This window comes from Hippea alviniae EP5-r (assembly GCF_000420385.1).
Taxonomy (GTDB): Bacteria; Campylobacterota_A; Desulfurellia; order Desulfurellales; family Hippeaceae; genus Hippea; species Hippea alviniae.
In genome coordinates, this window is the sequence record NZ_ATUV01000002.1 from 71,468 (window position 1) to 84,067 (window position 12,600).

General features: G+C 36.6%; 14 protein-coding genes and 1 CRISPR repeat array. Of the genes, 5 read left to right on the top strand and 9 right to left on the bottom strand.

Annotated features, from left to right (window positions below):
• Position 1: 1 nt before the first annotated feature.
• From cas2 to G415_RS0107075, 3 genes are all read left to right on the top strand, one after another.
• Entirely contained in the window at positions 2-268 is a 267-nt protein-coding gene (cas2, locus tag G415_RS0107065; protein WP_022670966.1) for a CRISPR-associated endonuclease Cas2, read from the top strand.
• Positions 269-417: 149 nt separating this feature from the next.
• A CRISPR array of direct repeats spans positions 418-712; the repeat unit is 30 nt; unit sequence GTTTTTACTCTACCTACGAGGCATTGAAAC.
• A gap of 74 nt (positions 713-786) precedes the next feature.
• Positions 787-1,176 (top strand): hypothetical protein, encoded by a 390-nt coding sequence (locus tag G415_RS0107070; RefSeq protein ID WP_022670967.1) that lies wholly within the window; start codon positions 787-789, stop codon positions 1,174-1,176.
• A 74-nt stretch (positions 1,177-1,250) separates the two neighbouring features.
• Positions 1,251-1,610: a hypothetical protein gene (locus G415_RS0107075; RefSeq protein ID WP_022670968.1), complete on the top strand. Its 360-nt coding sequence runs from the start codon at positions 1,251-1,253 to the stop codon at positions 1,608-1,610.
• 2 nt (positions 1,611-1,612) lie between these two features.
• On the opposite strand, the gene G415_RS0107080 is transcribed toward G415_RS0107075, so the two are convergent.
• The 4 genes from G415_RS0107080 to G415_RS0107090 form a co-directional block, all read right to left on the bottom strand.
• Entirely contained in the window at positions 1,613-1,795 is a 183-nt protein-coding gene (locus G415_RS0107080; RefSeq protein WP_022670970.1) for a hypothetical protein, read from the bottom strand.
• Between the two features lie 202 nt (positions 1,796-1,997).
• Positions 1,998-2,162: a hypothetical protein gene (locus G415_RS11055; protein ID WP_155825468.1), complete on the bottom strand. Its 165-nt coding sequence runs from the start codon at positions 2,160-2,162 to the stop codon at positions 1,998-2,000.
• 269 nt (positions 2,163-2,431) lie between these two features.
• Complete coding sequence (gene cydB / locus G415_RS0107085) at positions 2,432-3,460, bottom strand: cytochrome d ubiquinol oxidase subunit II (protein WP_022670971.1); 1,029 nt, start codon at positions 3,458-3,460, stop codon at positions 2,432-2,434.
• A 1-nt stretch (position 3,461) separates the two neighbouring features.
• Positions 3,462-4,796 carry a cytochrome ubiquinol oxidase subunit I gene (locus G415_RS0107090; RefSeq protein WP_022670972.1) on the bottom strand — a complete coding sequence of 445 codons (1,335 nt, stop codon included), beginning with the start codon at positions 4,794-4,796 and terminating at the stop codon, positions 3,462-3,464.
• Positions 4,797-5,033: 237 nt separating this feature from the next.
• On the opposite strand from G415_RS0107090, the gene mobA reads away from it, so the two are divergent.
• Complete coding sequence (gene mobA, locus G415_RS10810; RefSeq protein ID WP_022670974.1) at positions 5,034-5,618, top strand: molybdenum cofactor guanylyltransferase; 585 nt, start codon at positions 5,034-5,036, stop codon at positions 5,616-5,618.
• A 47-nt stretch (positions 5,619-5,665) separates the two neighbouring features.
• Positions 5,666-6,511: a zinc metalloprotease HtpX gene (gene htpX, locus G415_RS0107100; protein ID WP_022670975.1), complete on the top strand. Its 846-nt coding sequence runs from the start codon at positions 5,666-5,668 to the stop codon at positions 6,509-6,511.
• On the opposite strand, the gene miaA is transcribed toward htpX, so the two are convergent.
• The 5 genes from miaA to G415_RS0107125 all read right to left on the bottom strand — a co-directional run bounded on the left by miaA (position 6,482) and on the right by G415_RS0107125 (position 12,503).
• Positions 6,482-7,393, bottom strand: coding sequence for a tRNA (adenosine(37)-N6)-dimethylallyltransferase MiaA (miaA, locus tag G415_RS0107105; RefSeq protein ID WP_022670976.1), 912 nt, complete (start codon positions 7,391-7,393; stop codon positions 6,482-6,484). The two genes, htpX and miaA, sit on opposite strands and share 30 nt — an antisense overlap.
• Positions 7,393-8,502 (bottom strand): alanine dehydrogenase, encoded by a 1,110-nt coding sequence (gene ald, locus G415_RS0107110; protein WP_022670977.1) that lies wholly within the window; start codon positions 8,500-8,502, stop codon positions 7,393-7,395. Before ald ends, miaA begins: the two co-directional genes overlap by 1 nt.
• Positions 8,499-9,029 (bottom strand): 4-vinyl reductase, encoded by a 531-nt coding sequence (locus G415_RS0107115; RefSeq protein WP_022670978.1) that lies wholly within the window; start codon positions 9,027-9,029, stop codon positions 8,499-8,501. The genes ald and G415_RS0107115 overlap by 4 nt, the downstream gene beginning before the upstream one ends.
• A gap of 9 nt (positions 9,030-9,038) precedes the next feature.
• The gene (locus tag G415_RS0107120; RefSeq protein ID WP_022670980.1) at positions 9,039-10,307 is read right to left on the bottom strand and encodes an MgtC/SapB family protein; all 1,269 of its coding nucleotides are present in this window, start codon (positions 10,305-10,307) and stop codon (positions 9,039-9,041) included.
• 81 nt (positions 10,308-10,388) lie between these two features.
• The gene (locus G415_RS0107125) at positions 10,389-12,503 is read right to left on the bottom strand and encodes a hypothetical protein (RefSeq protein ID WP_022670981.1); all 2,115 of its coding nucleotides are present in this window, start codon (positions 12,501-12,503) and stop codon (positions 10,389-10,391) included.
• Positions 12,504-12,600 lie beyond the last annotated feature (97 nt).

The following is a 12,600-nucleotide window of genomic DNA, read 5'->3' on the forward strand; positions in this document are numbered from 1 at the left end:
AATGTTTGTGATTTTGTATTACGATGTGGGTGAAAAACGCTGTGCCAAGATGTTAAAAACCTGCAGAAAATATCTTCAATGGGTGCAAAATTCGGTTTTTGAAGGAGAGATTAGCATCGCCAATCTTGAAAAATTGACTTATGAAATAAGCGAAATAATAAAACCGCAAGAAGGCGACTCGGTGATTATTTACAAATTTAGAACAAAGAGATATACAGAAAGAGTCGTTTTTGGTATAGATAAAAAAGACGATTTGAGTTTTATCTGATTAAAAGCCTAAAGTAATTCTGTCGATGGGTGATAGTGCAAAAAGTCCATTCAAACGACAGAATGGTGTTGCAATTTATGCTCAAAAGTTATAAATTTTAGATTCAGAAAACGGTCTTTAAAAACTGGAAAAAGCAGTTAATTTCTGGTGTTTTTACTCTACCTACGAGGCATTGAAACAACTTTTTTGTATGAATTCTTGATATTTTTTCTATGTTTTTACTCTACCTACGAGGCATTGAAACCAACTTTAGTTTTTATTTCTGGTATATTGTCAACTTGGTTTTTACTCTACCTACGAGGCATTGAAACCAGCTTTTCTCGTATAAACACATACAAAACATGTCCTGTTTTTACTCTACCTACGAGGCATTGAAACTATGTAATCCCTATTAAAGGGATGTCTCTCTTCCAGGTTTTTACTCTACCTACAAGGCATTGAAACATTATAATAACTTGAAAGACGCTTAAAACTATATAAACTAAAATATGAAACTTTACTAAATTAGATGTTGGAAGATGGCTGAAGAAAAAGAGAAAAGCAGTATTGAGGATTTATTAGATTTATATGAATTTGTATCTGAAAACCCGGAGCAATGGCCTGGAGTTTATCATTATTACCAAAGCTGTGCCGATTTAGAGTTTAGAGAAGATTTGAGCAAAGTAGAGCATAAAATGACCGATGAACAGAGAAAGATATTAGAGAATTTAGATAAAAAAGTAGTTAGAGGCTTAAGAAAATACCCAGCAGAATTGAATAGAGATTATGTTGAAAATGATTCTATCAAGAAATGGTGGTGGCATTTAGACAAGATTCAAGAAGGCACATATCCGGCTGAGCTTCTGCCTGATCATTTGAAAGAAGAGTATTACAAACTGCATCCAGAATTGAAACCAAGCAAGTCTTAGTCGGTCTTAAGTCATAATAAGATAAAAAAGCTAAATGAGAAAATGGGTGAATGAGTAAATGGGGAAATGTATAGATGAGTAAAGAGAAAGCAAGAAGAGAGTTTATTATCTGGATTCGCTATGACAGAGATTGGGAGATATTTGACAAAAGGTATAGGGGTAAAGAAATTCCGGGCAAAAGTTGTGGGTTTTCTGACAAATACGATGTGGTTTTTGGAATGACAAGCTGCGAAAATGGCAAAATAATATTTTTGTTTGACGCATTCCCATTTAAAGAAGTTGATGAGCTGAAAAAAATTGACGCTTTCAATGAGATTGTTGATTTTGAATGCTATGTGATAAAAGACGAAGACAAAGAGCCTTTTGAGGTTAAAGAGAGATTCACAGGCACCATTTGGCAGGGTGTTGAGTGGGTAAATGAGCACTATTGCTAAAATCACTTAAGCAAATAAGGAAGAGAAAAGTAAGCAGAAAGAAGAGACAAGATAATACCTATTATTTTTTGCAATTTTAACTCCCATTCATCAGCTTTTATGATGGCATTGGCTATGAACATCCAAAAACTGTATGCAGTATATGATACAAAAAATGCAAAAATAAATAGCAAAACAGCCTTCATGCTGAAACACCGAAAACATTTAGAACACAAAATTTTCTAACGCTTATTTTATTACAACAAAAACAACTTTGAATAAAACACCATTCTCTTGCAACTTCAGAAAGCGCACCAATTCACCGTATTTTCAGAACAACTAAAATAGACGGAGAGTTACCCTGACTCTCCATAGAGCCTATGCCGCAGACTCCCACACCCTGTGGATTTACACTTTTTGCACACCGGGACACGCTTTAGCATTACCGCCGGGAGATTTTCCCATAGGCTCATATTTATTATAAGTTGAGAAGAGTAAGTTTTCAATGTTTGAAAGCAGAATAATTTGCAGAAGTATATCAGGTTTTTGCGCACATATACCTAATAAAATCATCTGATTATATATGGAAAGGAGATATAAGTCGAAATAAAGGCAAGAATAAGATTAATAATTCTGTGCACTCTGCGTTCTTTTTCGCTTGTCTTAAAATGCTGTCAAGAATAGACATTAAGGTATCAAATACTATAAAAGAAGACAAAAACCCAACAACAAAATACAAAAACTCCATATTAAGAATATATTTGCTTCTGCGGGTATTTTTAAGGCAAACTTGAAAACAGCATTTTTAAGACAAAAAGCCCCCGCCGGGGGCTTCAACCTAATTAATAAGATTCCACTTCTTTGTCGTGTATATCTTCTTCTGTTATAGGTTTACTGAAAACTTTGTATGTCCAAATCTGATAGGCAATAACGATTGGCACAAATATAACGGCTACTATAAGCATTAATTTTAATGTATAAGGACCAGAAGCAGAATTGAAAGCCGTTAAGCTATATGCCTTATCTATACTTGACGGTATAAGGTTTGGATAAAGACCAACTATACCTGTAAATACAATAGAAAGTATCGTTAAACAAGAAGCAAAAAAGGCTTTAACATAGCTGCTGGTTTTTATGAAAAATCTTATAGAAAGAAGAGACGCAACAGCTAAGGCAGGAACAATAAACCAAACGGGATTAGAAAAATAGTTATCATAAAGTGAAGTTGCAAACTTCGTGTAAACAAGAAATAAAACAGCAACAATAAGAAGAAGAATCCAGATTTTCGATGCTATAGCTTTTGACCTTTCTGCTACATTACCAGAAGCCTTGATAGACAGCCACAAAGCTCCATGTTCAATAAAAAGCAATACAAAGAGCACACCTGTTAGAAGTCCGTAAGGATTAAGAAGGCTAAACAAGGTTCCGTGATAACCAGCAGCATCCATAGGCAAACCTTCAAAAATATTACCAAAAGCTACACCAAACAGCAAAGCAGGAACAAAAGAGAACACAAAAATTATAAAATCCCAAAACTTAGCCCAGCTTTGGGAGTGAATCTTGCCTCTAAATTCAAAAGATACACCCCTTAAAATCAAAGAGAACAGGATAAAAAACAGCGGTGTGTAAAGATAGCTAAACATATAAGCATAAGTCGTTGGAAAAGCAGCAAAAGTCACACCGCCAGCCGTAACAAGCCACACTTCGTTTCCATCCCAAACAGGGCCAAGTGTGTTTATAACCATTCTTCTCTCTGTATCGTTTTTAGCCACAAATGGATGCAAGATACCGGCACCAAAATCAAAACCATCAAGCATAAAATATACAGCCCAAAGAAGTCCCCATATAGCAAACCAGATAGTGTTTAGCATTTTAATAACCTCCACTTTCGGCTGTTTTTGGTTCTGGACCCTGTTTTGCATACTTGATTAAAAGATATATATCAATTATACCCAATGTCCCATAGAGTGCAACAAAACCAATCAAAGACATAACTATCTGCTGAACCGTAACAGCCGTCGATGTCGCATCTGCCGTTCTCATCAAACCATAAACAATCCACGGCTGTCTTCCAACTTCTGCAACAACCCATCCAAGCTCTATAGCTAAATACGGCAAAGGTATAGCAAAAAGCATCAACTTCAAAAACCACTTTTTATCAAGCAAAGAGTTTTTCTTTGCATAGAAATAAGCCAAAAAGGCAAGAACGATAAACAGTGTTCCTAAGGCAACCATTGTTCTGAAAGAAACAAATGTTGCCATTACAGGCGGTCTGTCGTTTTTTGGAAAGTCTTTCAAGCCTTTAACAGTTGCATTTGGGTCGTGATAGGCAAGAATGCTGAGCATTTTAGGTATTCCAAGTAATTCAACACTGTTCTTTTCATGCTTTGGGTCAGGAACGACAAACAGATACATTGGAGCTGCTTTCTGGGTTTCCCAAACAGACTCCATGGCAGCCAGTTTTGTTGGTTGAGTCTTTGCAACTTCAGCAGCATGCAAATCCCCCGTTATAAAAACAGCCAAAGAAGCAAAAACGGCAAACTTAGCAGCTATACTAAACGCCTTTTTGAACAGCTCAGTCTCGTTCTTTTTAAGAAGATGATAAGCAGACACACCCATTACAAAAAATGCACCTAAAACATAAGCAGCCGTTATCGTATGCACAAATTCCAAAATTGCAAAAGGCTGCGTTGCAACGGTTAAAAAGTTTACAATCTCAGCCTTCCCATTCTTTATCACATATCCAACAGGATGCTGCATCCATGCATTCGCTATAAGTATCCACAAAGCAGATATGTTTGTGCCAAAGGCAACAAGCCAAATAGATATAACATGCATCTTCTTTGAAAGTTTCTTCCATCCGAATATCCAGACACCCAAAAATGTTGATTCAAGGAAAAATGCTACCGTTGCTTCAATTGCCAAAGGTGGGCCGAAAATATCTCCGACAAACTTAGAATATCGAGCCCAGTTCATTCCAAACTGAAACTCAAGCGTTAAACCTGTTACCAAACCTAAGGCAAAGTTAATTAAAAACAGCTTACCAAAGAACTTGGTCATTCTTAGGTAAATCTCATCGTTCTTTACAACATATAGAGTTTCCATGATTGCAACAAGAATGACCAAACCAAGTGTCAATGGAACAAAAATGAAGTGAAACAGAGCTGTCATTGCAAATTGAATACGGGACAGTAAAACGGCATCCATTGAACCTTCACCTCCGTTTTAATTATTAAAAACTACATTATTTATCTTAACAATACCAACGTTGATGTCAAGGATATTTTTAAAATTTCTCAAATAATATATTTTATGATTCAAAAAGCATTCAAATTTCATACTTCTTTTCTTTATCCTCAACTCAATACTTAAATCAATTTAATTAATTAATAACCCTATAACGAATATTTGCAAGTCAACAAACATATTTTTATAATTTTTAATATGAAAGACATTATTTTTTGCATTCTTGCTGGAGGCAAAAGTAAAAGGTTTGAAGCAGATAAAAGATTCTCTTATTTAGGAAACAAAACCCTAATAGAGCACACAATTAGCACACTAAAAAGTTTTAAATCAAACATAATAATATCAACAAGAACAGGTGAAAAATTAAAAATAAAAGATACAGAATCAATAGAAGACAAAGAAGCATTCAACGGACCTTTATGTGGAGTCTATGAAGTATTAAAAAGATTTCCCTTAAAAAATTTTGTATTCTTAGCAGCAGATATGCCTTTTATCACAAGAAAAATGATAGAAAAACTCATAGCATGTATAAATTCTGGCTATTTTAGCTGTTTTTTCTCTTCGAATGATAAAATTTATCCTTTGCCATTTGCTATATCGCACGAAAGTATAGTTTTCTTTAAAGAAAAAGGATGCAAGAACAAAAAAATAAAAGAACTTTTATTTTTCAAAAATCCATGTACCATAAACTGGAGCAACCCAGAAAACCTTTTTAACATAAACACCCAGGAAGATTTAGAAAATGCAAAATTGCTTGCAAAAAAGGTTCACCTTGACTTTTAATAATCATAGACTATCCTTTCTATTGACAAAGGACAAAGGAGGAAAGAATGAATACCGTTAAGACGGTTTTATTCCTTACATTCCTAACTGGGTTGTTTATCATAATTGGGGATTTGCTTGGCGGAAGAACAGGTATGATAATAGCTCTTATTTTTGCAGGATTAATGAACTTCTTTAGCTACTTCTTCTCCGACAAAATTGCACTTGCTATGTACAGAGCAAAACCCGTAAGCGAAGAAGAAGCGCCAGAGCTTTATGCAATTGTGAGAAAATTATGCGAAAGGGCTAACCTTCCAATGCCACGCATCTACATAATACCACAAGAAGCACCAAACGCCTTTGCTACAGGAAGAAGTCCAAAACACGCAGCCATAGCAATAACCGAAGGTGCACTAAGGCTTTTAACAAAAGAAGAGATAATGGGCGTTTTGGGACATGAGCTTGGACATGTAAAACACAGAGACATTCTGATATCGTCTGTTGCTGCCACAGTCGCAGGTGCAATAATGGTTCTATCAGACATGATAAAGTGGGCAGCCATCTTTGGCGGGCTAAGTAGAGACAATGAAGACCATCCAATTATTCTAATAGCTATGGCAATAGTAGCGCCAATTGCAGCAACACTCATTCAGCTTGCAATATCAAGAGCAAGAGAATACGAAGCAGATAAAGCAGGAGCAATTTACAGCGGCAATCCGTTGTATCTTGCAAGCGCATTAGAGAAACTCGACCAATACTCAAAGGCAATTCCATTTCACGGCAACCCTGCAACGGAGAATCTATTTATAGTAAACCCATTCTCAGCAAGAGGCTTTATAAATCTCTTCTCAACACATCCACCGATTGAAGAGAGAATCAGAAGGCTAAGAGAGATGGCTCAAAACGGCATTTAGAATAACCTGCTCTGCGTTTTCGCTTTCAACATCTATCCACCTTGCGTCTTTGAATTTGCTTCTGAAGAAGGTGAGTTGTCTTTTTGCATACTCAAGTGTGCTCTTAACGATAGCATTTATAAGCTTTTCTTTTGACTTTATTCTGCCTTCCAAAAACTCCACCGTCTCTTTATAACCTATAGACTTTAAGGCATCACAGTCAGAAAAGCCCATTTCCAACAATCTTTTTGTCTCTTCTATTAGCCCACTTTCAACCATCAGAATAGCTCTCTTCTCTATCCTTTTCCTTAAAAATTCCTTGCTCGATGTCAAAACAAAAACAGAAAATTCATTGACGCTTTTGGATTTAACAAAGAAAGAGCTTAACGGCTTTTTTAAGCTTACATAGACACTCAAAGCCCTTTTTATACGCTGAGAATCGTTTTGATGAATCCTTTTAGCCCAACTCTCATCAACAATCTCAAGCCACTTAAACAACTCATAACTACCCATCTCTTCGCAAAAGTCATCAAAAAACAGCTTTATCTTCTCATCAACCACGCCTATATTATCTATTCCATTGATAAGCGCATCAACATAAAATCCTGTCCCACCAACAACTATTGCATTTTTGTTCTGTTTCTTTAAACTCTCTATAATTCTTCTCGTTTCTTTTGCAAACTCACCAGCACTAAATTTCTCGCTGGGCATTTTAAAGTCAATTAGATGATGCCTTACCTTTTTTTGCTCTTCTTTTGAAGGCTTAGCAGTGCCTATATCCATAAACTTGTAAATCTGCATAGAGTCTGCCGAGATAATCTCTGCATTAATCTTTTTGGCAAGAGATATAGCAAGCTCCGTTTTACCTATTGCTGTTGGGCCAAGTATGACAATAGATTCCATTAAATCAATTCTTCAAGTGGCGTATATTCCAACCCATGAGCTTCTGCAACAGGTTTGCAGGTTATCTTGCCATTCAAAACATTTATACCCTTTGCTATTGGCTCGTATCTCTTTGCAGCTTCCTTATAACCCAAGTTCGCAATAATCAAACCATAAGGCAGTGTGGCGTTCGTTAGGGCAAAGGTTGAAGTCCTTGCATAAGCACCCGGCATATTTGCAACGCAGTAATGCAAAACACCATCAACTTCATAAACAGGGTCTGCGTGTGTTGTAGGTTTGCTCGTCTCAACGCAACCACCCTGGTCTATAGAAACATCAACTATCACGGCTCCCTTTTTCATGGTTTTTAACATATCCCTTGTTATCAATCTCGGCGTTTTCGCACCCGGTATAAGCACTGTTCCTATAACGGCATCTGCATCTTTAATCTCTTCTGCAATAGTAAATTTATTAGACATTATCATCTGACAATTCTTAGGCAAAACATCTTCCAAATATCTCAATCTTTCTGCATTTATATCAAGCACAAACACGCTTGCTCCCATACCGCTTGCCACCTTTGCCGCATTCAACCCTGCTGTGCCGCCGCCTAAGATGACAAACTTAGCCGAATGAACACCTGTTACACCACCTGCTAAAACACCTATACCACCGTAGGGTTTTGCCAAATAGTATGCAGCCATAATTGAAGCCATTTTACCTGCAACTTCACTCATAGGCTCAAGCAGTGGCAGTTTCCCGTCAACTTCTATCGTCTCATACGCTATAGCCACAACCTTCTTTCTCATTAAGCCTTCTGTCTGTTTTCTATCTGGCGCAAGATGAAGGTATGTATAAATAATCTGACCTTCATGCATCATGTCTATCTCGACGGTCTGCGGCTCTTTTACCTTTATAATCATCTGGGCTTCTTTAAATATCTCTTCTGCCGCATCAATAATCTTCGCACCAGCTCTAACAAACTCATCATCTCCTATACCACTACCCAAACCAGCACCCTTTTGTATAAGCACCGTATGGCCATGATGAACAAATTCCATAACACCAGCAGGTGTTAAGCCGACCCTATTTTCATTTGGCTTTATCTCTTTTGGAACGCCTATAATCATTTTTTACCCCCAAATTTTGGTTTGGCTATAAATTCACAAATCTCTCCACCTTTGGCTATGGTTTGAACTTCTTCTATATCCATCGCTTTACCGCTTAGCATCTGGGCAAAGCCCAACATCAATCCGGCCGTAACATTGCAGAAACCTTTAGATTTAGAATATGGAAGAAAGTGACACTCATTAAGAGTAAACCTATAACTACCATCATCAATCTTCTCTATAGTAAGTTTGGGCCCACCCTTTGAGTATATTATTTCTGGCAGTATCTTTAAAATCTCTTCTTCTGAGAACTTACTCAACATGGTAGGGTCTATATCCATAGCCTTCATCATCTCCATAGGAATCTTTTTTGCAAGCAATCTCCTTAAAACCTTAGAACCTTGACTACCACCAAAATAATCCAATGCCTCGATTAAGCCTGCCATGACCATTGCGGAATATTTATAGCAAATATGATTCAAAACACATTTAGTATCAACATCTAAACACTTTTCGACATCTTTATCGTTCAACCTTTTCGTTTCCAAAACAACCTCCTACAAAAGTAAATTTTTTCCTAAAATAAAAAGAATACTCACAACACCCATAAAAGCAAAGGCTTTCCATACGCATCTACTCAAATCTTTGCTGCCAAACATATTTGCATAAACACCTTTTACAAATGTGTTGGTAATACTCGATATAATTATACTTACAAGAGCAACATTTACAGCTATAACGCCATCTTTTGACAACTGTGTCATAGAGATGGTCAAAGGGTCAACATCTGCAAGCCCAGAAACAAAACCCAACAGGTAAACTCCTTTAGAGCCAAGATACATATTTGCAAGTCTTGATAAAATCAATATCAAGGTATAGAAAATTCCAAAAAATAGAGCATGGCTCAAATCATAAGGATTAGAAAATACTACATCAACAGATTGAGTCACTTTTGAATGCTTACTCAAAAAGAATATCAAACCAACAACAAATACAGCAACTCCAAAAAGTAAAAATTTTAAAGAGATAGAAGGGTAAATTATAAACATTATTAACCATTGCCTTACAAACATTATTGAACTTGCAAGTATGATCCCCAATGCAAGCTCCTTTGATAATTCCGGAACTTCTTTTGAGCGTTTTGCGAAAGCAAGAGTAGTGGCTGTTGAACTAAGCAGCCCACCAAGCAAAGCCGTTATCATTATTCCCTTTTTAGTTCCTAATAACTTGGTAGCAAAATACGCAGCAAATGATATCGAAGATATCAAAACCACCATGAGCCAAATAGATCGTGGGTTTAGCTTTAAAAAAGTATATGATTCATTGGGAAGTAGCGGATACATAATGGCTGAAACGACAAGAAACTTTAATATGGCTGCCATATCCTTCTCGTATATATATTTCTCTATAAATCCATGTATGTAATCCCTTAAAGAAAGAATCAAAGTTATTATTATACTCAAAGCTGCAGATTCTATTACAAACCCTTTCGCAAGTATGATACCCAATACATAAGTAAACAGTCCTGCTACTTCCGTCGTTATACCCTTCTTATTAAAATAAAAAGCCTCATAAAGATATTCTCCAACTATCATTAAAGAAAAACACGCAAAAACAATAACAGTAATTGCTGTATTGTTAAGAAAATATGTAGTAGAGAAACCAAGCATTGATATAAGTGGAAATGTCCTTATGCCGCCAAAATGCTTTTCTTCCCTTTTTCTATGGTAAGATTCCTGCTCAAGCCCTATTAATCCACCAATTAATATACTAAGAACAAGAAGAAAAAACCATTTCGGGACCCACTTTAAAAGTAACGCTTCCATATTTAACACAATAATAATTGTTTATGATTTTTTCAAGGAAAATAAAGATAAATAGGGATGCCAAAGCATCCCTGTAAAAAATTAATGGAAGTTTAACCTGATGTTATTTGACTGGTTGGGTTTTAAACTCTTCAACTTTAAATTTTTTAAACTTGAAGGAGAGAAGTTGAGCCTAATTAAGTTCTTACTCTTAAAGCTCCTAATTAACTTTTGCCTTTCCATATTAAGCCTTCTTGCTGATGGACTCATAGTTCCGCTTATCCTCATCCTTCTAAGTTTAAGCTGGATATAACCGTTTGAGAAGAAACTGGCAAGCTGCACAGGAACAGAAGGATTTTTGGGCGGAACCCATCTATCAGCCTTTAAATCCTGCGTAGATACAAGGTCAAGCCTTACTTCTTTAAATGCTATCTTTTTGCAGACTAATCTATCATCACTACCCTTTCTATCGGCTTCGCAAACTATATAATCGAGTATCCCTTTGCCACCTGCAAATGTTTGGTCTCCTCTTGGGCCTCTACCCGTCATGCCATCAATATACCCATTTGCTGATGTTCTAAAGCCTTTAAATCCATACCTTGCAAAATAGGAAGCGGCAGGTGGAATATTTCTAACAACAGGATTCTTTATACCGTGAGTTTTTGGATTCCATGTGCAATACTTAAGATTTGTGTCTGGCTGCAGCCCATAAGCCATAGGATTGTCAAGGTCAAAAATCGTCTCCTTTGCATACAATGCCCATGCAGATTCACCCTTCATCTTGGCTTCTATAGGATAACCCTTTGACCTTTTTCTCTTCCACTCTATTCTTGCAAGAGAAACTTCTGCCTTTAGTTTTCTACCATCTGGAACTACTCTCATAACAACAACAATCCTTGTCTTGCTCGAACCACCACCGCCTTCTGAATCTCCATGAACCCTTTGCTGTTTTACTCCTTCTATACTCATTTTTAAGTTCTTAAACGCAGCATCGGATAAAATAATGGGCGTCTTGCAATCGCTTAAATACTTCTCTGGCATCACAGCATCCCACTCATCATAAAAGTTTCTAAACCTTCCGTAATATATTGCCAATTTTTTACACTTATCAGTAAAATTTTCATTACACATCTTTGTTGCTTTAAGGAGCTGATCAAACTCCTTCTCCCAAGCCCTTTTATACATTGCTATCGTATTTATATGCTGTCTTCTTTTTGATTGAACTGTTCCCAAAGCAAACAGCTCTTGAGTTTTTCTACTCAAAACCATCTTTGCATCTTCTATACCTGCTTTAAGGTCCCACAAAGAGACAATAAGTGTATTCAGATACTCTTCCTTTGAATCTATACTTAAAACATCCTGCTGCGGATAATCATTTAAGATGCTATAAGGCGCAATAATGTAGTTTACAACTTCCTTTTCACCATTCTGAGAAAGGAACTTTCTAAAGTATTCAGTTAACTGGTCAAGATTGGTTGGCTCAAGCATGGAAGAACCCGTAGAGTAAACATTTATCTCTATGGAAGATGAGCTAAAAGACTCTTCCAAGCTCTTTGCTAAAGATGTATCTACTTCGACATTCCCCCAAGCACCTTTGGCTGAAACATTGGCTTTGTTTGCAAATTTAGTCCAACTTTTTAAAGTTTGTTTCTTAACCGTTGCAAGACCTAAAAACTCCCTACCTTCTCTTATTCCTATAACAAAAGCATTTCCACACTTCTGTCTGAATTTAGCTATACCTCCTGGCTGTCTGAGAAGGTCTAACATTTCAGGCTTTATAGAAACTGTGCCAATATCTATGTATGATGGAACATAATACTTCATAACATGGGCATAAAGAGAAACATTAAAAGCACTTGCCTTACTTCCACTTACAACGCTCAGCTTATCACTTGCTTTGTAAACCGTTCCGCTTAAAATCTTAAGAGAAGCATCTACACTTAAGTCTGAAGATTCGGCTATTTCAGATGTTGATTGGACAAGTCTAAAACTACTCTTATTCTTCGGTTTTCCTGTTTTTAGAATGGCATTCCTATCAAAGCTCACACATGGAGCAGTAAATGTGTGTCTGGAAGTATCATACCCCCATCCATAATAAACCGGCATATCACCCACAGGTTCAACGCTGGGAAAAGCAAGCGTCCCGCCTAAGGCAGAAAATCTCAAAATTAAAAATAAAACCAAAACAATAGACAGCAACCCTACATACCGCCTCATACACTCCCCCTTTGTCTTTAATCTAAAAGATCAAAAATTTAATTCCGTCCGCCTTTAACGCATAATGTTCAATTTTAAGTTAAAATATCATATAATA